The organism is Microbacterium sp. EB106-03-03-XG65, assembly GCF_058791955.1.
In genome coordinates this window covers 1,166,171-1,185,592 of record NZ_JBYTEB010000001.1, presented here as the reverse complement: position 1 = coordinate 1,185,592, position 19,422 = coordinate 1,166,171, and the positions used below count along the sequence as shown (strand labels likewise).

The window sequence follows — 19,422 nt, the reverse complement described above, 5'->3', positions numbered from 1 at the left end:
TCACCCCTGAGGCGCGTTGACGCGAGCCTCGGTGATGGCCATCGACTCGAGTCCGTACTCTGCGAGCACGTCCTGGTATTCGGGCGACGCGATCACCGCGGAGAGCGCGGCGGCGATCGCGTCGAGTGTGCCCGCGTCATGCGGGATGCCGACCGCGACCGGCGCGAAGTCGTTCTCGTCCCCGACCTCGAGCTCGGGATCCTGGGACACCGCGTGACCGAGGATCGGCGAATCGGCGTACACGACGTCGGCCCGATCGCTCAGGAGCGCGGAGATGGCCTGACGAGTGTCCTGGAACTGCAGGACGTCGAGCGGCGCCTCCCCCGCATCCTTGCAGGCGGCGTCGAGGTCGGGGACGTTCGCGGTCAGCTGGTACGACCCCTTGAGCACCGCGACCCGCTTGCCGCACAGGGCGTCGAAGCCGATGCCGCGCGGGTTGCCCGCAGGCACCGCGAGGGCACTGCCCATCTGCACGTAGTCGACGAAGTCGAGCTGCTGCATACGTTCCTCCGTCGGCGTCATCGACGAGACCGTCAGGTCGTAACGGCCGGCGCTCATACCGGGAATGATCGTCTCGAAGGTGGTGACCTCGATGTCGAGATCGAGGCCCAGCGCACCGGCCAGCAGACGAGCGATGTCGGGGTTGATCCCCGTCATCTCCTGCGTGCCCTCGCGGAAGAACTGCGTCGGCGGCTCATTCGTCGGGATCGCGACACGCAGCGTGCCGCCCCCCTGCAGGTCGTCCGGCAGCAGGGCCACCGCCTCGGGCACGACATCCATGGTGGGTTCGTCGATCGCGGATGACGAGACGTCGGCCTGCGCCGAGCACGCGGTGAGAAGGAGGACGAGCATGGCGGCGCCGACGACCGAAGCCGATCCGCGCAGTATTGAGCGTCGTGCGGAGTGCAGTGGGGAATGCGGTGAGGTGTTCATGTGGGGTCCCGTCGAGGCGGCGATGCCCGGAATCCATCTGGGCGGCGTGCGAGAACATCGGATCGAATTCCCACGAGGTGCCCCGTCGCCCTCGTCCTTCCAGTCTTGCGGGACACCGGTATAACCGATATGTAGATTCCTATGGCAGTTGACGACTCTAGATGGAGGACTGTCCATGGATTCAGTACCCGAGGTGCGAAATAGCAGTATTCCGACACTCCACGATGCGTTGACCGTTTCCGACGGGATCCTGACCCCGCTGACAGCTGATTCGACGGCCCACGCGCGCACGTACACGGGCGTGGATTTCTACGACTCCGGCACTCTCCTCACCGACTATCGCGACCACATCGTGCTGGCGGCGGGAGTGCCCCGTGACGACGTCGGGGCGCTCGCGGCGGCCCTCGAAACGGGCGGAGCGGCGGCACTGATCGTCCGGCGACCCCCGAGCGCCGACGGACGCGCGACGGTCGACCGTGCCGGCTCGAGCATCCCGGTGCTCAGCCATCTCGACGCGGACTGGGCTCAGCTCGCCACCGTGCTCCGGTCGCTCCTCAGCGCGCACTCGGTCGGCCACATGACGGGCGTGCGGCTGGGCGATCTCTTCGGTCTCGCGAATGCCTTGGCGACCCTCACCGAGGGCGCCGCGAGCGTCGTGGATGCCTCGGGGCAGGTCGTGGGCTATTCGACGCATGCGGATCAGCCCATCGACGACGTCCGCCGCCGCACGACGCTCATGCTCCAGGAGGAGGTGCCGATCTCGCGAGACGCCGACTACCAGAGCCTGCTGCGTGCGCCGACATCGCGGCACTTCCCCTCCGACACCGACCAGTTCGGTCGGGTCGGGATCGCCGTGCGCGCCTCCAGCGAACTCCTCGGATCGATCTGGGTGATCCAGGTCGATCCGGCGCTCGCTGCCAGGACGCAGACTCTCCTCGAAGAGATGGAACCGATCGCCGCGCAGCACCTGCTGCGCGCTCGTGAGGATGCAGCCGATCGTGATCAGCGCAGCTCACGGCTGCTCCGCACACTGCTCGACGACGATCGCCACGCCCGGAGCGCGGCATCGCAGTTGCTGATACGCCCCGAGGCCGGGTGCACGATCGTCTGCTTCCGCGTCGACACCTTCGACGAGGTCGAGGCCGTGCGAGGCATCCACCGCTTGCTGCACCTCGCGATCAGTGTCTCGAGCGCCGCGTTCCCCGGCTCGCACAGCGCTGTCATCGGCACTCAAGCGGTGACGCTGATCCCCGGCACCGTGACATCTCGAGTGCAGACCTTCGCTCATTCGGTCATCCGCACCGACGCCGCGCTGCTCGCCGGGATCGGCAGCCTCGCCCACGATTTCGCCGGCATCGCGAGGTCGCACCGCGAGGCCAGCGCGGCGGTGGGCGCCCTCATGGACGCGCAGCGCGGTGACGAGCGGACACGCACGACCCGCCTCGCGACGTTCGCGGAGATGCGCGATCGGCTGGCCATCCTGCAGGTGACCGACCTCATCACCGGCATGGATGCCGCCCTCGGCGACGCCGCCGGGATCCTCGCCGATCACGACGCCGCGCACGGCACGGATCTGTCGCGCACGCTGCGCACGTATCTCGACCTCTTCGGGAGCGTGCGCGAGACGGCGACGGCCCTGCACGTGCACCAGAACACCGTGCGCTACCGACTCGACGTCGTGCGCACCGAGTTGGGCATCGACTTGGACTCCCCCGACACCCGGCTGTGGCTGTGGCTGCGCCTCTCGTCTGCCGCGCACCGCATGATCTGAGAGACGGGCACGCCACAACGGGCGTGCTCGTCACGGGACCGCGTTCGTCCACTCCCGGGTCGGGACGCCGTCGAGCTGACCGTGGAGCCACGCTCTGCGGAAACCGTCTCGCGCACGGAACGCCAGAACCGAGACGGCGTTCGGAGTCATCCCCATGAGCGGCGCGAGCTCGCGCGGCTTCATGCCCTCGACGTTCAGATACCAGAGGAGGGTCCGATGACGCGGCGACAGCGTCAGGAGGGCTGCGACGACGACGGATCGCTCCCAGACCCGTTCGATCGGGTCCAGCTCGCCCTGCGCGAGTTCTTCCTCGGAGAGGTCGTCGAGAGGCAGCACGTCGTGCCATCGCGCCCACCGGGCCGCGGTGTTGCGCACGGTGGCGACGAGGTACGGGCGGAAGGCATCACTCGGACCACCGCCCGAGCGCGTGATCCGGAGGATCGTCACGAAGGCCTCGCTCACGAGGTCTTCGGTATCGATCGCCGGTGCCAGAGACGCCGCCGCGCATCGCGCAGCATCGGCATGACGGGCCCACAGCAGGGCGAAGTGCCGGGTATCGCCCACTCGCACCGCCTCGATGATCTCTTCGTCGGTCGGCATCACCCGCTCGCGCTCGGGCGTCGGGCAGTCGAAGAGTGGCGTGTCGTTCATCCTGCTTACAAGACCCTCACGGCCGCGAATCGTGACGATCAGCGGAGGCCCCCCGGAGAATCCATGGACGTCAGCCGACCGGCTGCGCCGACTCGACCGGCGCCAGCGCGAGGAAGCGCATGCGGTTCTCGCCGTAGAAACAGGTCTGCACCATGAACTCCCCGGACATGCCCACGAGCACATCGACGTTCGACCACTTCGGCGTGTGCCGCTCCTCGACCACTTCGTAGACGATGTCGGAGCCCGTGACCCTCACCCGCTGCCCGAGTTCCCAGCCGAGGATGATGTCTCCGCCGCAGTTGTTGTGTGCGGCGAACAGCGGAGGAACCCCATCGAGGCGATAGCTGATCATCTCGGTGAACCTCCCGTCGCACTCATCGAGCTGCGCGATGCCGCCCTCTCCCCCGAGCGTGATGTGCGGGAGTTCATCCGGTGCGAAGACCTGCTGGAACTGCTTCTGCACGGCGACCTTGACGGTGCCGGTCACTCGATCCACAGCATCCGGTGCGACCGTCGACGCGACGAGGGCGCTCATGCCGAGGACCACCAGCGCGATACTGGCGATCAGCAGACCCGAGCGGCCACGTCTTCCGGGCGGCGTGCGGGTGGACCGCTCGGCCGACGGTTCCGTCGACCGGACGCGCTCGTCGTGCGAGGCGTCGTCGGTCGACGTCGAGAGCACCGGCGTCGTCATGGCGTGGTCGGCTCCGTCGACCCCGCGGGCTCAGTGGAGATCGGATCGCGGCGCCGACGTCGGCGCGGCATCACGAGGACCGCCGTGAGGGCGGGCACTCCGACCACGAGGAGCGCCCACCACGGGAACCCTGCGGGGTCGGTCGCATCGGCGATCGTCGTGACGGCGGCGGCATCGGCCGGAGCGTCGACCCGCTCGGCGCGAACGAGGAGTCGATGTGTGTTGACACCCGTCGGCGTGCACGTGACCAGGGTCAGGTAGTCCCGGCCCGGCACCTGCCGCAGCGACTCGGTGTCGTTCGGGAGGACGGTCTCGATGTTGTCGACTTCGTAGTACAGGTCTTCACCGAGCGTCGTCACGATGATGAGGTCGCCCTCGACCAGTTCATCGATGTCGTCGAAGAGAGTGGCCTGTACGAATCCGTTGTGACCGGTGAGCACCGAGTGCGTGCCCGGTCCACCCACAGGCAGAGAGGATCCGTAGAGGTGGCCGACGCCCCGGGCGAGCACTTCTTCGCTCGTGCCGTGGAAGATCGGAAGGTCGGTGTGGATCGAGGGGATGCGCACGCGTGCCATGGCTTCAGTGCCCTCGGGCGCGAGCGTGTCGAAGTAGGCGTCGGTGCCTTCGCCGATCGCCGTCTGCTGACCGTCGGCGCCCAGGGCGTAGGGGTCTCGGAGCGGGCCGCTGGGCAGATTCTGGTTGTAGGCCTCGGCCCCCTCGAGCATCTCGGCGAGCTCATCCCCCGGAAGCTGCTCGACGGATGACACGTAGCCGTCGACGTCGGTGTCGTGACTCCAGGCCGAGAACCAGGACGCGGCGGTCGGGTAGACGAGCACGCTGATCCCGATGGTCGCGATCAGCACGATGATCGTCTGTCTCCAGCCCCACTGGCCTCGCGCGGTGCGGGCTCGCGACCGGGCGGGGGCATCCGGTACCGGTGAATCCATAACGGTCATGACGGGCTCTCTGTGCGAGTCGAGGGGAAGGTGGTCGTGCGGAAATCTGGATTCGTCTCGGCGGAGCGCCGAGACGAATGGACCGTGCGGGGGAAGGTCTCGACACCTCCCCCGCACGGCCGGTCTTCGTTACGCCTCTGCGTTCACCTTGCGGCGGTTGCGGACGGCGAGCAGGACTGCTCCACCGAGCAGCATCGCGCCACCGGCGAGGAACAGGGTCGTTCCGGCGCCACCGGTCATCGGCAGGGTGAACCCGGCGTTGGACGGCACGTTGACGACCTCGAGGTCGACGCCCACGGCGGTGGTGGCGGCCGTGATGGTGAACTCGATCGGAGCCGCGAGCAGCTCGTAGCCGTCAGGAGCGACGATCTCGGCGAGCCAGTACGTCTGGTATCCCTCTTCGCCCGGGGCGACCGTGGCGTTGTCGGCCCAGTCGGAGTAGCGCAGACCCGACAGGGTCACGGTGCCGTCAGCGGCCACGGCGAACTCGGTCGCGCCACCCAGGGTGATCGCGTTGGTGCCGTCGACAGCATCCTGCTGCGTCGGGTAGACCGAGAACACCGCGCCGGTGAGCGGCGCACCGGCCTTGTCGGTCTTCTCGACCGTGAGGTCGCCCCACTTGGTGATGACCTCGGGGGTCTCGGTGGGTCCGCCGGGCTCACCGGGCAGAACCGTGTACGAACCGGCATTCGGGTAGAGGACCGCGGTGTTGGCGATCTCGCCGACCGCGTTGACCGTGGCGGTCAGGACGACCTGGACCTCGGTGGCGGGGTGAGCGGCGAGCAGCGCGAGACCCGATCCGGTGAACTCGACCGTGACGGCGCGGGTGGCGGCGTCGTATGCGACGGTGTAGTCGGAAGCGGCGAGAGGCGTGCCGTCGACGAGCGTCACAGCCGCCGAGACGTAGTCGAGCTTGGCGTCGAGCGTGTCGACGATCTTGTACCCGTCGATGACGGCCACGTTGGGGATGTCACCCGTGATGGTGAAGTCGATCTCGTCGCCGAGCTTGACGTCTTCGGAGTCCTCGACCGTCTTGGTCACCTCGGTCAGAGCGTTCTTCGGATAGACGTGGACGTCGTACAGCCAGTTGTCGTCATTCGCCGGGTCGGTGAGCGGCACCGTGACCAGGAACGGCGCGACGCCCGTGGAGCCCGCCAGCGGCGCGGTCTCGACGACGAAGTAGAGGCCCAGATCGAGGCCGGCCAGAGAGACCTCGCCGTTCGCGTCGGTGAGGGTCTCGCCGCCGACGGCGCTCGCGGTGTAGCCCGCGGCCGTGATCTCGGCGACGCTGTCGGGCCCGAGGTCGGCGAGGTCGCTCGCATCGACCCAGCCCTGGTTGGTCGTGAGGTCGATCGTGTCGACCTTGTAGACCGTGAAGCCGACACCCGCGAGCGGGTCGAGCGCCACGTTCTGCTCGGTACCGTCGTTCGGCAGTCCGGTCGGCGTCTCGGGAGCCACGAACTTGTGGATCGTGAGCGAGCCGACGGCATTCGGGTCGACGAGGTTGGGAGTGGCTGCGCTCGCGGGAGCCGCGAGGGTCAGGGCGGCGACGCCTGCGACGAGCAGGCCTGCCGCAACGCGGGAGGCGCGTCGCTCGAAGGTGGTGTTCACTGTGTCTCTCTCTCGGTGAACCGGGTCTCCCCGGTGGTTCTGGTGTTGCTGTTCGGGATGCAGATCAGATCTGCGGGTCATGCACATCGGCGCGGGACTGACGTCGGCGGACCATCAGGGCCCACCCGCCCGCCGCGACGACGGTCAGGGAACCGGCGAGGATGTACGGCAGCGCACCCGTCCCCCCGGTGGTCGGCAGGAGCATCGCCGGCACGTCGCGCACCGTGATGATCTGGCCCGCCGCGGTCACAGCCTCGTCGCCTCCGGCGACGACGCTGACCGTGCGGTCGGAGTTGATGGTGAACTGCACGGGCTCTGCCAGCAGGCTGAAGCCGTCGGGCGCCGTCAGCTCGCTGAGCCAGTAGGTGCCCGCCGGGATGCTGTCGATCTGGAAGAGACCGAGTTCGATATCGGCGATGGTGAAGGGAAGCGCGTCTCCCGGCACACCGTCGACGTCTTCGAGCACGGCGAAGGACGAGCCCTCCATGCGCACCCAGTCGTTCGCCGACGATTCGCCGATCTTCTCGATCTGCAGCGGGATGCGGAAGGGCTCGATGGGAGTCTGCGTGCTGTCTTCGTTCGACTGCACGGGGCCGCCGTCGGGATCTGTCCCCGTCGAGAACGCGGTGTTGATCACGATCTTCGCGTCGACATCGGGCTGGGTGATCACGTACGGGGCATCTGCGACGCAGTGCGCGATCTTGGTCGGAGCGATCGAGGTCGGCGTGCAGGTGACCGTGATGTTCGATTGCGTCAGCAGGTCGTCGACGACCGCGACGTTCGCGATCGTGACGTTGCCCGTGTTGGTGACGTCGAACTCGTACAGGATGTGGTCTCCGAGCCCGGTCACGCCGTCTTGGTCGACGTCGACCACCGAGGCGGTCTTGTCGAGCACGATCGCCGGGGTCCAGACCGCAGGGATGATCTCATCATCCGTGTCGGTGACGTTCGGTCCCGTGGTCGGTGTTCCGGTCGCGCGGGCCACGTTCGTCAGCGGAGCATTGTCGAGATCGCCCTGCTGCACCACGTACGTCGCGGTGCAGGTCAGCTTCGCTCCGCTCGCGAGCGACACCGGGGCGGGCTTGTCGCACGTGAGCGTGCTCATGTCGCCGATTCCCGAGAACGCGTCCTCCGTGATCGTCACGTTCGTGAGCGTGGTGTTCACCACGGTGTTGGTCGGCGCCTTCGGCGTGGTGTTCGTCGCCACGAAGCTGTAGGAGATGACGTCGCCGACCTTCGAGTACACCTTGTCGGGATCCGTGTCGCTCGTCACCGCCACACCGTTCACTGCGGTGATGGTCTTGACCAGATCGATCGAGGGCTGGATGACCTCGAGGGTGGCGTTGGACGGGGGGTTCAGGTTCGTCGTGATGTTGGCGGGCCCGTTGATGTACGTGCCGTTCACCGTGGAGGTCACGTCGACCGTGACGGTGCATGACGCCTGTCCCAGTGCGAGATCGCCGCCCGTGACCGAGACCGTCGTGCCGCCGGCCGGAGCCGTGACGGAGTATGCCGCACCCGTGCGCTGGATGCAGGTGCCACCGACGTTCGGCGCGGCCGCGATCTTGAGGTTCGCCGGAAGGGCGTCGGTGATGAACCAGTCGTTCTTCGCCATCAGGTCGCTCGTGTTCGTGATGGTCAGCGTCATCTTCGACGTCGCGCCGTTGAGGATCAGCGTCGGGCTGAAGGCCTTGTCGAGCTGAGGTGTGACGTCGACGATCTGCGGAAGGTCGAAGGCGACGTCGTTGCCCGCGCCGGTGGCGGTCGCGTTGTAGAGCTGCAGACCGAGGTTCGCGGTCGTGCCGACCGGGACCTGGTAGGCGGCGGACTGCAGCTTCGCCGTCTGGGTCGCCCAGTCGGTGTTGTTCGTGCACGGGTTGAGCCCCGTGCTCAGCGTGATCGGCGAGCCGTTGACGAGCAGGCTGAAGGTCTCCTTCGGCTGATTCGCGCCTCCGGCCGCCGGGCAGTTGACCGCGGCGAAGTACGCCGAGACGGCGTAGTAGTGACCGGCGACGGCCGGGATCGTGTTGACCGTGCGGAACTGGTTGCCGGCGGCGATCGCGCCGTTGGTGGCGTTCGTGTACGAGGTCAGGACCTGGTTGGTCGCAGCCTGCGCGGTGGTCTGCCCCTGCGCGACACCGAGAGCAGCGGCCATCTGCTGCAGCGTCGTCCAGGTCGTGCTCACGTTGTTCAGGCAGCCGAGATCTGTGACGGGAGCAGCCGGGGTGGCCGGACTCATGATCCAGCCGTTGCACTGGTTGCCCGCGGGCGTGTACTGCGTCGCCGCCGTGTAGGTCGAGTTCGCAGCCGCCGCGCCACCGACATAGGTCGTGATCGGGAGCGCGACGAGCGAGGCGTTCTGATTCGAGAAGTTCTCGGTGTAGACCGGGGTGCCGGGCTGCGTGACTCCAGGGGTGCCGGGAACCGTCGCCGCCGCGGTGATACCCGAGTTCGGTGCGAGGGTGCCTCCGGCGATCAGGACGCCGGCGACCGCCAGGATGCCGCACAGACGTGTGAGAGCGCGGCGTCGAGGCGCGACGGCTCGTGACGCCGTGTCAGTGTGTGAGCGCAGGCTCATGAGTGTCCCTATCCCGGCAGGCCCTCCGCCTGCCGCGGGCAACGCGACGAGGAGAGGCGTGCGCTGCCCAGTGCTATGAAATTCCCCAGTGCGGGGCCGCAGAGGCGGCCCGTCACACACCCAGACCATGTCGTGAAGGTTTTATGACGGTCGGGGCGAGAATCTTTTTCGCAGAGACGTGATAGGGGTGCCCTAGGCTCGCACCATGCCTGATGCCGAGGTCCTCGCCACGTTCCTGGTCGCGGCATTCGTCATGGTCGCGATCCCCGGCCCCACGGTGCTCTTCACGATCGGCAGGGCCATGTCGCTGGGCACGCTCGGCGGGTTCCTCAGCATCCTGGGCACGGCGCTCGGCTCGGTCGTGCTGGTCGTCGCCGTGTCTCTGGGGGTCGGCACGATCGTGGCCCAGTCGGTCGTGCTCTTCACGGTCGTCAAGGTGCTCGGCGCCGGATACCTGATCTTCCTCGGAATCCGGGCGATCAGGCACCGCAAGGATGCTGTGGCGACGACATCCGGCTCGGCGCCTCGACGATCAGGGGCGCGGCTGCTCGGCGAGGGGTTCGTCGTGGGCGTCACGAACCCCAAGTCGCTCGCGTTCTTCCTCGCGATCCTGCCTCAGTTCGTGGATCTCGCGGCCGGGGCGGTGCCGATGCAGCTGTTCGTGCTCGGCGCGATCGTCGTCGCCATCGGGGTCGCCTGCGATGCCCTGTGGGTGCTGCTGGCGAGCTCTGCTCGCGAGTGGTTCGGACGCTCGCCCCGCCGCCTCGAGACGTTGAGCGCCACGGGCGGCGGACTCATGATCGGCCTCGGCGCGTTCCTGCTGCTGTGGAGCGAGAAGCCCGCTGACGGCTGAGGCTCAGCGTCACATCCGCGCGAAGCGAGCGCGGACCATCGAGAAGAGGCCGTAGATCGCGAGTCCGACCCCGACGAGCCACAGCAGCGGCTCGCCGAACGGCAGGTCCGTGATGCTGCGGAGCGCGCCGTCGAGGCCCGAGGCCCTGTCGGGATCCTGAGTCCAGGCTGCGATGACGAACAGCAGACCTGTGACCGCGATCGCGATGCCCTTGGCCAGATATCCGACCGCACCGAGAGCGACGATCCAGACGCGCGAGGGGCCGTCCGGCACCTCCATCGTCTTCTCGAACCCGCGCGTGAGGCCGATCACGAAGAAGCCCACCCCGACCCCTGCGACGCTGAGGCCGACGATGATGAGCAGCACGTTTCCGCCGGGGATCGCGAGTGCCATCGCGCTGAGCGTCTGCATCGTCTGCTCGGACTCGATGCTGCCTCCGAACGCGAACACCAGTGCCAGCCCGGCGATCACGAGGTACGCGGCGGCGATGCCCAGCATCTTGAGCCGCACTCCCCAGCGACGTGCGTCGTCGTCACTCGCCGACAGGAGTCCGCTGGCGACCTCCCACACGGCCAGCGCGATGAGTGCCGCAGCGACCGCGCCGAGAAGCAGTCCGCCGACGGGAGTCGCTCGGATCACCTCCATGGCACCGTCTTGATCGGCATCCCCGCCGCCGCCCGTGGCGATCGAGACCGCGATCGCCCCGATGATGATGTGCACGAGGCCGACGACCACGAATCCGGCACGAGCCGTACGGCGGAAGCCGTCGGAGCGCTGCGCCGTTCGCGCGACGTCTTTCGGAGTGCCCATCCCAGCAGAATATCTCTCGCCCGGGTCCGTTCGCGGCAGCGTGCCGCGACGTGCTCGGGCTCAGCCGATCCGCTCCACCGGCTGCCGCAGGATCGTGCGCAGCTTGGCCGCATCCACCCGCCGGACGTCGCTGAGGTAGATCTCGTGATGCCGACCGGTCATGCGCAGCCCGTTCTCGGGGATGAACCTGTGATGCATGTCGTCGAGCACGGGAGCCTCGTCGTCGTACGAGCCGACGTGCAGGGTCTGCACGCAGAGACCTTCGTCGAGCGTGTCGAGACGCAGCTCGTGGAGCGCGGCGGTCGGCTGTCGCTTGGCGGCGAGCTTCACGGCGACCGACTCGACGGTCGCGGTGAACATGTCAGTCGTGACGTGATCGGGCACCATGATCATCAGCGTCCACAGCCATGCCGACTTGTCACGATGCGTCGTGAAGGCCTGCATGTCGGGCGCGTGCCACATACCTTCGAGGGGCATGACCACCGTATCGATGCCGAGTCGCTCTCTGCTCGCGAACTTGAGCGAGTATGCGACGGGGAACAGCGCGGATACGGCCTCGCCGTATTCCGGTGCGGTATTCGGATCGCCCGCGCCGTCGATCATCAGATACTGCATCGCGGGGACCTCGATGAGGCGGAACTGGCCCCATCTGGCCTTATACGCGTCGAGCGTCTTCTTGGGGTCGAGCGCCATGCGCGGTCCTCTCGCTCTGTGACCACGGCCCGCGTGAAGGCGGAGCCGTGGCCACAGTCTCGCACGGTCGTCGGCGCGATCAGGCCGGTTCGATCGCGAGCCAGAGCTCGCATGACGCGTGCGTGCCCGAGAACTCGAGGTACCGCACGATCGAGGGGCCCGGACGCAGCCGCCAGGGGTTCGACGGGAACCACTCGGTCGCCGTCGCCGCCCACAGATTCTGCAGCGTCTCGGGGAACGGACCCGATGCGGCGAACACCGCCCACGCTCCCGCATCGACGTGCATCGCGTCGAGATCGTCGGGCACGGGGGTGCCCGGACGCACGGACACACCATGCAGGTAGGTCAGCTCCGTCCCCTCGGGAGCATCCGGCGCGATGTCGCCTGTGACCGCGAGCATGCCCGGCGGCTCGGCGTCGCTCAGTTGCTTCAGCCTGATGTGCTCCTCGGGAGGGATCGAGGCGATGTGCTGCTGGATGTGCGGATTGACCCCCTCATGGATCAGCGGCACGCGGACCGCGTGACCGACGAGCTCGAGCTCGGGGGTGGTGGTGATGGTGACGTCCATCGGGGTGCTCCCTTCGACGCTCAGGCGGAACCGGAGCGTGGGTTGTGTGCGGAGAGGGCCCCCGTCTCGGCGTGCGTCCACCGGGCCGATGCCGTGCACAGCGCGGAACGCGCGTCCGAATGCCTCCGTCGAGCTGTAGCCGTGGCGCACCGCGACGTCGAGCAGGTTCGGCGCACCGGCGGCGAGCTCCGCCCCCGCGAGCGTCATCCTGCGGCGACGCACGTAGTCCGACAGCGGCATGCCGGCCAGCGACGAGAACATCCGCCGCACGTGATACTCCGTGGTGCCGTGTCGACGCGCGAAGGCGTCGACATCGAGATCGTCGGGCGCCGTCTCCACGAGGTCGACCAGGGCGTTGAGCATTCCGATCATGAGGTCCTCCTTTCCTCACCATCGTGCGATGCACGGGCCGCTCGGACCCGACTTTCCCGGTCGGAAGCGATCAGGCCGGCACGGCCAGCGGCTCTGCTCCCCCGGGATCGGCGAGAACGTCGGCGAAAGCCAGTTCCGCAGCCCCGATGAGCAGTCGATCGGCCCCGAGTGCAGCCGGGCGTATCTCCAGCCGTTCGGCGCTCTCGGCCATCGCGAGCGCCCGCACGTCATCGTCGATCTGCTCCCCACGCAGCTCGGCGATCGTGGCCAGGAATCCCCCGAGCACGACGAGAGAGGGGTTCAGCACGTTCACCGCGTTCGCCAGGGCACTCGCCAGCACATGCGCCTGCCTGGTGACCTCGGCGGCCACGGCGGCCGAGTCGGAGGTCGACAGTTCGGAATCGAGTGTCTCGTCGTCAGCGGTCTCGAGGCCCACGGCGTCGAGCAGCAACGTGCGGCTGACCTCGGATTCGAGCACGCCGTCTGCAGTGCGGCGATCGTCATCGGCCGAGATGCGCGGCCGATTCTGACCGAACTCGCCGGCGTACCCCCCGGCGCCGGCGACCGGTGCGCCCCGGATGATCAGTCCCCCGCCGATTCCTGAGGCGCCGCCGTTGAGGTAGACGATGTCGTCGATGCCCCGACCCGCGCCGTAGCGGTGTTCGGCGATCGCCCCCAGGGTGGCGTCGTTGCCGACGACCGTCGGCGATCCGGTGGCCGTCTGCACCAGTCGAGCGAGCGGCACGTCGATCCATCCCAGGTGCGGCGCGTTGCGCACGACTCCGTCCGACGCGCGCACGAGACCGGGGACCGCGATGCCGACGGCCTCGACCCGCGCTGCGGCCAGAGGCCCGTCGTGCCACGCGGCGATGCGCGCGGCGACCACCTCGGCGACGGATTCAGGCGTAGGCAGGTGATCGTTGGCAAGGCGTTCGCGCACGAGGATGCTGCGGTCGAGGCCCACCGCCGCGATCTCGATCGCATCGACCTCGGGGTTCACCGCGATCGCGACGAACTGCGCCGATGCCGTCACCACGGGCGAGGGGCGCCCGACACGGCCAGGAACGTCGGGCACACGCTCGTCGACGAGCCCGCGTCTGACCAGTTCCGCGACCAGATCGGCGATGGTCGAGCGGTTCAACCCTGTCTGCTCTGTCAGCGCGGCCCTGGACTGGCCGCCGTTCTCGTGCACGAGCCGAAGGATCCGGGCGAGATTGTGCGGACGGGTGCCCAGCGCGGGGCTCGGCTGTGTCGACATCCCTTCACTGTAGGGGGTGGACGCACTCCCTGTCATGAGATATGTTGTCAATCACAACTTATCCGATGACCTGCACAGGAGCAGCCATGACCACTCCCACCCGTGACGACAAGTTCTCCTTCGGCCTCTGGACCGTCGGATACAACGGCGCCGACCCGTTCGGAGGCCCCACTCGCCCGGCGCTCGACGTGGTGCACGCCGTCGAGAAGCTCGCCGAGCTCGGCGCCTACGGCCTCACCTTCCACGACGACGATCTGTTCGCCTTCGGCTCGACGGACGCCGAGCGCCAGACCCAGATCGACCGCCTGAAGGGTGCGCTCTCCGACACCGGCCTCGTCGTGCCGATGGTGACCACCAACCTGTTCAGCGCCCCAATCTTCAAGGACGGCGGCTTCACCTCGAACGACCGCGACGTGCGCCGCTACGCGCTGCGCAAGGTCTTCCGTCAGCTCGACCTCGGCGCTGAGCTGGGCGCGAAGACGTTCGTCATGTGGGGTGGCCGCGAGGGCGCCGAGTACGACTCCGCGAAGGACATCCGCCAGGCGCTCGAGCGCTACCGCGAGGCCGTGAACCTGCTCGGCGACTACGTCACCGACAAGGGCTACGACATCCGCTTCGCGATCGAGCCGAAGCCCAACGAGCCGCGCGGCGACATCCTGCTGCCGACCCTCGGCCACGCGATCGCCTTCATCGACTCGCTCGAGCGTCCCGAGCTCGTCGGCGTGAACCCCGAGGTCGGCCACGAGCAGATGGCGGGACTCAACTTCACCGCGGGCATCGCACAGGCGCTGTTCCACGGCAAGCTCTTCCACATCGACCTCAACGGTCAGCGCGGCATCAAGTACGACCAGGACCTCGTCTTCGGACACGGCGACCTGCACAACGCCTTCTCGCTCGTCGACCTGCTCGAGAACGGCGGCCCCGGTGGAGTGCCCGCCTACGACGGCCCGCGTCACTTCGACTACAAGCCGAGCCGCACGGAGGACGAGACCGGCGTCTGGGACTCCGCTGCCGCGAACATGCGCACCTACCTGCTGCTCAAGGAGCGCGCAGCGGCGTTCCGCGCCGACCCCGAGGTGCAGGAGGCGCTCGCCGCCGCCCGCGTCGACGAGCTCTCGACGCCCACGCTGAACCCGGGTGAGACGTACGACGACTTCCTCGCCGATCGCTCGGCATACGAGGACTTCGACGCGAACTCCTACTTCGGCGGCAAGGGATTCGGCTTCGTCCGGCTGCAGCAGCTCGCCACCGAGCACCTGCTCGGCGCTCGCTGATCGTCATGCCGCTGGTTCTCGGGGTCGACTCGTCGACCCAGTCGTGCAAGGCGGTCGTGGTCGACACGTCGACCGGAGCGGTCGTCCGCTCCGGTCGCGCGTCGCACCCTGACGGGACATCGGTCGACCCCGAAGCCTGGTGGCAGGCACTGAACACCGCGATCACGGAGGCGGGGTCGCTCGACGACATCGCGGCGTGGTCGATCGGCGGCCAGCAGCACGGCATGGTGGTGCTCGACGAGTCGGGCAGGGTCATCCGCGACGCACTGCTGTGGAACGACACACGGTCGGCCGGGGCGGCCCGCGACCTGATCGACGAATTCGGCGCATCCGCTCTGGCGACGCGCACCGGGCTCGTGCCCGTCGCATCCTTCACGATCACGAAGCTGCGCTGGCTGCGCGATCACGAGCCCGAGAACGCCGCTCGCGTGGCCGCGGTCGCTCTGCCGCACGACTGGCTCACCTGGCGGCTGCGCGGATTCGGACCGGACAATCCCGTACTCGACGAGCTGGTCACCGACCGGTCCGACGCCTCGGGCACCGGATACTGGAATCCCTCGACGGGCGAGTACGACCGCGAGCTGCTCGTCGCGGCGCTCGGTCACGACGCGATCCTCCCTCGCGTGCTGGCACACGACGAGTCGGTGACGGATGCGGGTGGTCGCCGCGTCGGCGCCGGCGCCGGAGACAACGCGGCAGCCGCGCTCGGGCTCGGGGCCGCACCGGGCGATGTGGTGGTGTCGATCGGCACCTCCGGCACGGTCTGCGCGATCAGCACATCACCGCTGAGCGACACGAGCGGAACCGTGGCGGGCTTCGCCGACGCCTCGGGCAACTTCCTGCCGCTCGTCGCGACGTTGAACGCAGCTCGTGTGGTCGATGTCACCGCAGCACTGCTCGGTGTGACGCACGCCGAGTTCAGCGACCTCGCCCTCGCGGCCGGTCCTGGCGCTGGAGGACTCACTCTCGTCCCCTACTTCGAGGGCGAGCGCACGCCGAATCTTCCGGACGCCACGGCATCCCTGTCAGGGATGACGCTCGCGTCGACCACGCGGGAGAACCTGGCCCGCGCCGCCGTGGAGGGCATGCTCACGGGGCTCGGCGCAGGGCTGGATGCGCTGCGCGACCTCGGCATCCCGCTCGAGCGAGCTCTGCTGATCGGCGGCGGAGCGCAGTCGGAAGCAGTGCGCCGAACCGCACCCGAGATCCTCGGCCTTCCGGTCGAGGTGCCCGAGCCCGGCGAGTACGTCGCGCTGGGCGCTGCGCGACAGGCGGCTCAGCTGGTCGGCTGAGGCAGCCGGCGCGCGTACGCTCACCCCGCGAAGAGGAGATCTCCGTCTGAGGAGGACGAATTCCCGGCATCCGTCCTCCGGAGACGGAGATCTCCTCCCGAACGGGTGCCTGGTGCCGGATGCCTGGCGCCGGATGCCGCTGACGGATGCCGGATGCCGCTGACGGATGCCGTCAGCCGGCCAGCACCCTGGCGTCGCGCTGCGCGATGACGCTCAACTCCGCCGCGGCGAAGGCGTGCGACTGGGTCATCGCGTGTTCGGTGCGATCGAGGCAGTCGCGGATCAGCTGACCGAAGAACGGGAAGCCCGTCCGGCCCGTCGCGTCGAAGCGGAACTGACCCTCGTGGTTGACCAACAGCACCTGCCCCCCGCCGTTCTCGGTCGTGATGTCGGTGTACTTGCGCAGCTCGATGTAGCCGTCGGTGCCGAGCAGCACCGTGCGCCCGTCGCCGAACACGTCGAGCCCCGCGGGGGTGAACCAGTCCACCCGCACGTATCCGGTCGTCCCGTTGTCGAGCACCACATGGGCGTCGCCGAAATCCTGCAGCCCCGGAGTGTCGCGGTGCGCGTAGTTGGCGACCGTCGAGCTCACGATCTCACCGTGCGTCGCACCCGTGTAGTACAGCATCTGCTCGAAGTTGTGGCTGCCGATGTCGCAGATGATGCCGCCGTACTGCTCGGGATCGTAGAACCAGTCCGGGCGCCCGTCGCCGATGCGGTGAGGACCGAACGACGCGACCTGCAGCACGGTGCCGATCGCGCCCTGATCGATCAGCTGCCCCGCCAGGATCGCCGCCTCCGAGTGCACGCGCTCGCCGTAGTAGACGGCGAACTTCTGACCGGTGCGCTCGACCGCCGCGCGGGCCGCGGCGAGGTCGTCCATCGTGGTGATCGCGGGCTTGTCGGCGAAGAAGTCCTTGCCCGCCTCGAGCACGCGCACCCCGAGAGGTGCCCGTTGGTTGGCGATCGACGCACTCGCAACGAGCCGCACGTCGGGATCGTCGAGCACCGCCTGCTCGCTCGCCGCCGCGCGGGCCTGCGGGAACCGCTCGACGAAGCTCGCGACCTTCGCGGGGTCGGCGTCGTAGACGAGCGTGAGCGTCGCCCCGGCCTCGATCAGCTGCTCGACCATCCCGAAGATGTGTCCGTGATCGAGCCCGATGGCCGCGAACACGAACTCACCCGGACCGACCACCGGCTCGGGCAGTGCGTCGAACGTGTAGGTGCGGGTCATGCGTCGATCTCCTCGTGGTTCAGGTCGTAGGTGCGAAGACGTCCGCACATGCCGAATCCGCGCTCCCCCACCGAGGGTACGGCCTGGTGCACGCGGGCGTCGGCCAGATGCCGAATCGAACCGGATGCCACCGCTTCGGCGAGCGCGAGCGACTGCCGGGCCTGCGCGAGCGGGCCGTTCTCGATCAGGTTGCCCCAGGCTGCCGCGCGGTCGCGCACGAGTGCTCCGGCCGCAGCATGGAACGCGTCGAGAACAGCCAGGTCGCCGGCCGTGACGGCATCGCGCAGCAACTCGAACCCCGCCACCGCGAGATCGCGACGGGCCGAGGCGCGCTGGGCGCGTGCACTCTCGTCTCCGAGCGACGCGGCGGCGGCATAGGCCGTCGGGTCGGCCACGACCTCTGCGGGAAAGGTCATCACGGCATCCCCCGCCTCGGGCAGCCCCGCATTGCTCATGAGCACCACGACCCGCAGATCGCCGTGGTTCACCGCGCGGTGGACGGTGCCGGGCGTGAACCACACGACCGCCCCCGGCGCGAGCGGCGTCTCGCGAAAGCCGGCGGCGTCGATCGTCTGCAGCGATCCCGTTCCCGAGACGACGACATACGCCTCGGTCGACACGAGGTGCATGTGCGGGCTGCCGCCGCAGACGCCGTCCGGAGCCGCATCCGTGTAGACATCGAGGAACGAGAGCGAGGTGCCTCCGGGGAACGATGACGCGCTCATGAGGCCGCCTCGACCAGCGAGGCCGTCTTCTCGAAGAAGTGCGGGGCGTCGGCGACGAGCTGCCCTGCACGGTAGTACGGATCGGATGCCGTGATTGGCAGCCCGACGAACCGCCTCTCGAAACCCGCCTCGTAGATCGCGGTGACCACCTCGACCGCGTTGCGACCGTCGAGACCGTCCGCGATCGGCGGCCTGCCCTCGCGGATCGCACCGAGCACATCGCCGATCTGGCCCTCGTGGCCCAGGTGCACGAGAGGGGTGCGTGCGGCGACGAGCTTCTCGATCCGCGCCACCGCGTCGGGGTCACCACCCTCTTCGGGGAACCCGTCGACGCGTGATCGTTCGGCGACGACCGAGAAAGGCTGGGACACCCGCGCCGCAGCTCCCTGGATCACGATCGCCTGCTCCTGACCGTGGTGCACGACCGAGCTGGTCAGCTGCGCGAGCCCGCGGTCGTAGCGCAGGATCGCGACCGAGAGATCCTCGACCTCGGCGTTGTCGTGCTGGGCGTTGGCGAGCATCGCGGTGACCTCGGTCGGGCTGCCGAGCAGCCACAGCAGCAGATCGATGTGGTGGATGGCGTGATTGAGCGTGCAGCCGCCGCCCTCCTTCTCCCACGTGCCACGCCACCAGAGGTCGTAGTACGGCAGGCCGCGCCACCACGCGGAATCGACGCGCACGTGCGAGATGGTGCCGAGCAGCCCCGAGTCCATGATGTCTTTGAGGGTCGCCATGTCATCGCGAAAGCGGTTCTGCGCGACGACCGACAGCACCCTGCCCGAGCGCTGCTGAGCGGCGAGCATCGCATCGCACTCCTCGAGGGACGGCGCCATCGGCTTCTCGACCAGCACGTGCACGCCCGCATCCAGCGCGGCGATGGCCAGGGACGCATGCGTCGACGGGGGCGTCGCGATGCTCACCATGTCGACCAGGCCCGACGTGATCATCGCCAGCGGGTCGTCGAACGCCGCGACGCCGTCGAGGCCGAAGGCCCGCGCCTTCTCTCCGGCCTTGCCCGGCACCACGTCTGCCAGCGCGGCGATCTCGCACTCCCCCTCGAACGCGAGGTATCCGCTGATGTGCGCGTCGGCGATGCCGCCGGTGCCGATGATCCCGATCCTGAGCATCCTGTGCCTCCTCGATGAGGTT

General features: G+C 68.5%; 17 protein-coding genes. 4 read left to right on the top strand and 13 right to left on the bottom strand.

Translation table 11 applies throughout. From position 1 onward, the window contains the following. A complete protein-coding gene (locus AC3WS6_RS05535) occupies positions 1-933 on the bottom strand; it encodes a transporter substrate-binding domain-containing protein (RefSeq protein WP_492500065.1) in 933 nt (310 codons plus the stop codon). Positions 934-1,108: 175 nt separating this feature from the next. Here AC3WS6_RS05535 and AC3WS6_RS05530 point away from each other — a divergent pair, with 175 nt between their 5' ends. Continuing rightward, complete coding sequence (locus tag AC3WS6_RS05530; protein ID WP_492500064.1) at positions 1,109-2,704, top strand: PucR family transcriptional regulator; 1,596 nt, start codon at positions 1,109-1,111, stop codon at positions 2,702-2,704. Positions 2,705-2,734: 30 nt separating this feature from the next. Here AC3WS6_RS05530 and AC3WS6_RS05525 read toward each other — a convergent pair whose 3' ends face one another. The 5 genes from AC3WS6_RS05525 to AC3WS6_RS05505 form a co-directional block, all read right to left on the bottom strand. Beyond that, complete coding sequence (locus AC3WS6_RS05525) at positions 2,735-3,355, bottom strand: RNA polymerase sigma factor (protein ID WP_492500063.1); 621 nt, start codon at positions 3,353-3,355, stop codon at positions 2,735-2,737. A gap of 70 nt (positions 3,356-3,425) precedes the next feature. Further along, positions 3,426-4,049 (bottom strand): hypothetical protein, encoded by a 624-nt coding sequence (locus tag AC3WS6_RS05520; protein ID WP_492500062.1) that lies wholly within the window; start codon positions 4,047-4,049, stop codon positions 3,426-3,428. After that, the gene (locus AC3WS6_RS05515) at positions 4,046-5,005 is read right to left on the bottom strand and encodes a class C sortase (protein WP_492500061.1); all 960 of its coding nucleotides are present in this window, start codon (positions 5,003-5,005) and stop codon (positions 4,046-4,048) included. Before AC3WS6_RS05515 ends, AC3WS6_RS05520 begins: the two co-directional genes overlap by 4 nt. Before the next feature lie 129 nt (positions 5,006-5,134). Further along, positions 5,135-6,616: a SpaH/EbpB family LPXTG-anchored major pilin gene (locus AC3WS6_RS05510; protein ID WP_492500060.1), complete on the bottom strand. Its 1,482-nt coding sequence runs from the start codon at positions 6,614-6,616 to the stop codon at positions 5,135-5,137. Between the two features lie 64 nt (positions 6,617-6,680). Next, positions 6,681-9,194, bottom strand: coding sequence for a prealbumin-like fold domain-containing protein (locus AC3WS6_RS05505; protein ID WP_492500059.1), 2,514 nt, complete (start codon positions 9,192-9,194; stop codon positions 6,681-6,683). A gap of 205 nt (positions 9,195-9,399) precedes the next feature. Between AC3WS6_RS05505 and AC3WS6_RS05500 the strand changes: the two genes are divergently transcribed. Then, a complete protein-coding gene (locus AC3WS6_RS05500; protein ID WP_492500058.1) occupies positions 9,400-10,047 on the top strand; it encodes a LysE family translocator in 648 nt (215 codons plus the stop codon). A 9-nt stretch (positions 10,048-10,056) separates the two neighbouring features. On the opposite strand, the gene AC3WS6_RS05495 is transcribed toward AC3WS6_RS05500, so the two are convergent. From AC3WS6_RS05495 to AC3WS6_RS05480, 4 genes are all read right to left on the bottom strand, one after another. Continuing rightward, positions 10,057-10,857, bottom strand: coding sequence for a DUF1206 domain-containing protein (locus AC3WS6_RS05495; protein ID WP_492500057.1), 801 nt, complete (start codon positions 10,855-10,857; stop codon positions 10,057-10,059). A gap of 60 nt (positions 10,858-10,917) precedes the next feature. After that, complete coding sequence (locus tag AC3WS6_RS05490; RefSeq protein ID WP_492500056.1) at positions 10,918-11,550, bottom strand: GyrI-like domain-containing protein; 633 nt, start codon at positions 11,548-11,550, stop codon at positions 10,918-10,920. Between the two features lie 79 nt (positions 11,551-11,629). Beyond that, on the bottom strand, positions 11,630-12,490 hold the full coding sequence (locus AC3WS6_RS05485) for an AraC family transcriptional regulator (protein ID WP_492500055.1): 861 nt from the start codon (positions 12,488-12,490) through the stop codon (positions 11,630-11,632). A gap of 70 nt (positions 12,491-12,560) precedes the next feature. Continuing rightward, on the bottom strand, positions 12,561-13,748 hold the full coding sequence (locus tag AC3WS6_RS05480; RefSeq protein ID WP_492500054.1) for an ROK family transcriptional regulator: 1,188 nt from the start codon (positions 13,746-13,748) through the stop codon (positions 12,561-12,563). Positions 13,749-13,834: 86 nt separating this feature from the next. Here AC3WS6_RS05480 and xylA point away from each other — a divergent pair, with 86 nt between their 5' ends. Together xylA and xylB are read left to right on the top strand one after the other, a co-directional pair. After that, positions 13,835-15,022 carry a xylose isomerase gene (gene xylA / locus AC3WS6_RS05475; RefSeq protein WP_492500053.1) on the top strand — a complete coding sequence of 396 codons (1,188 nt, stop codon included), beginning with the start codon at positions 13,835-13,837 and terminating at the stop codon, positions 15,020-15,022. 5 nt (positions 15,023-15,027) lie between these two features. Beyond that, positions 15,028-16,314: a xylulokinase gene (xylB, locus tag AC3WS6_RS05470; protein ID WP_492500052.1), complete on the top strand. Its 1,287-nt coding sequence runs from the start codon at positions 15,028-15,030 to the stop codon at positions 16,312-16,314. Between the two features lie 172 nt (positions 16,315-16,486). On the opposite strand, the gene AC3WS6_RS05465 is transcribed toward xylB, so the two are convergent. Genes AC3WS6_RS05465 through AC3WS6_RS05455 form a run of 3 tightly spaced genes read right to left on the bottom strand, consistent with a single transcriptional unit; the run spans position 16,487 to position 19,400 of the window. Then, on the bottom strand, positions 16,487-17,548 hold the full coding sequence (locus tag AC3WS6_RS05465) for a Gfo/Idh/MocA family protein (protein ID WP_492500051.1): 1,062 nt from the start codon (positions 17,546-17,548) through the stop codon (positions 16,487-16,489). After that, positions 17,545-18,273 (bottom strand): cupin domain-containing protein, encoded by a 729-nt coding sequence (locus AC3WS6_RS05460; RefSeq protein WP_492500050.1) that lies wholly within the window; start codon positions 18,271-18,273, stop codon positions 17,545-17,547. Before AC3WS6_RS05460 ends, AC3WS6_RS05465 begins: the two co-directional genes overlap by 4 nt. Beyond that, positions 18,270-19,400 (bottom strand): Gfo/Idh/MocA family protein, encoded by a 1,131-nt coding sequence (locus AC3WS6_RS05455; protein ID WP_492500049.1) that lies wholly within the window; start codon positions 19,398-19,400, stop codon positions 18,270-18,272. Before AC3WS6_RS05455 ends, AC3WS6_RS05460 begins: the two co-directional genes overlap by 4 nt. Positions 19,401-19,422 lie beyond the last annotated feature (22 nt).

What these genes read in the sequence shown, in the direction of transcription:
- xylB (WP_492500052.1), top strand. Translation starts at nt 15,028, where the DNA reads ATGCCGCTGGTTCTCGGGGTCGACTCGTCGACCCAGTCGTGCAAGGCG.
- xylA (WP_492500053.1), top strand. Translation starts at nt 13,835, where the DNA reads ATGACCACTCCCACCCGTGACGACAAGTTCTCCTTCGGCCTCTGGACC.
- AC3WS6_RS05455 (WP_492500049.1), bottom strand. Translation starts at nt 19,400, where the DNA reads ATGCTCAGGATCGGGATCATCGGCACCGGCGGCATCGCCGACGCGCAC.
- AC3WS6_RS05530 (WP_492500064.1), top strand. Translation starts at nt 1,109, where the DNA reads ATGGATTCAGTACCCGAGGTGCGAAATAGCAGTATTCCGACACTCCAC.
- AC3WS6_RS05480 (WP_492500054.1), bottom strand. Translation starts at nt 13,748, where the DNA reads ATGTCGACACAGCCGAGCCCCGCGCTGGGCACCCGTCCGCACAATCTC.
- AC3WS6_RS05515 (WP_492500061.1), bottom strand. Translation starts at nt 5,005, where the DNA reads ATGACCGTTATGGATTCACCGGTACCGGATGCCCCCGCCCGGTCGCGA.
- AC3WS6_RS05465 (WP_492500051.1), bottom strand. Translation starts at nt 17,548, where the DNA reads ATGACCCGCACCTACACGTTCGACGCACTGCCCGAGCCGGTGGTCGGT.
- AC3WS6_RS05500 (WP_492500058.1), top strand. Translation starts at nt 9,400, where the DNA reads ATGCCTGATGCCGAGGTCCTCGCCACGTTCCTGGTCGCGGCATTCGTC.
- AC3WS6_RS05460 (WP_492500050.1), bottom strand. Translation starts at nt 18,273, where the DNA reads ATGAGCGCGTCATCGTTCCCCGGAGGCACCTCGCTCTCGTTCCTCGAT.
- AC3WS6_RS05525 (WP_492500063.1), bottom strand. Translation starts at nt 3,355, where the DNA reads ATGAACGACACGCCACTCTTCGACTGCCCGACGCCCGAGCGCGAGCGG.
- AC3WS6_RS05535 (WP_492500065.1), bottom strand. Translation starts at nt 933, where the DNA reads ATGAACACCTCACCGCATTCCCCACTGCACTCCGCACGACGCTCAATA.
- AC3WS6_RS05505 (WP_492500059.1), bottom strand. Translation starts at nt 9,194, where the DNA reads ATGAGCCTGCGCTCACACACTGACACGGCGTCACGAGCCGTCGCGCCT.
- AC3WS6_RS05495 (WP_492500057.1), bottom strand. Translation starts at nt 10,857, where the DNA reads ATGGGCACTCCGAAAGACGTCGCGCGAACGGCGCAGCGCTCCGACGGC.
- AC3WS6_RS05520 (WP_492500062.1), bottom strand. Translation starts at nt 4,049, where the DNA reads ATGACGACGCCGGTGCTCTCGACGTCGACCGACGACGCCTCGCACGAC.
- AC3WS6_RS05490 (WP_492500056.1), bottom strand. Translation starts at nt 11,550, where the DNA reads ATGGCGCTCGACCCCAAGAAGACGCTCGACGCGTATAAGGCCAGATGG.
- AC3WS6_RS05485 (WP_492500055.1), bottom strand. Translation starts at nt 12,490, where the DNA reads ATGATCGGAATGCTCAACGCCCTGGTCGACCTCGTGGAGACGGCGCCC.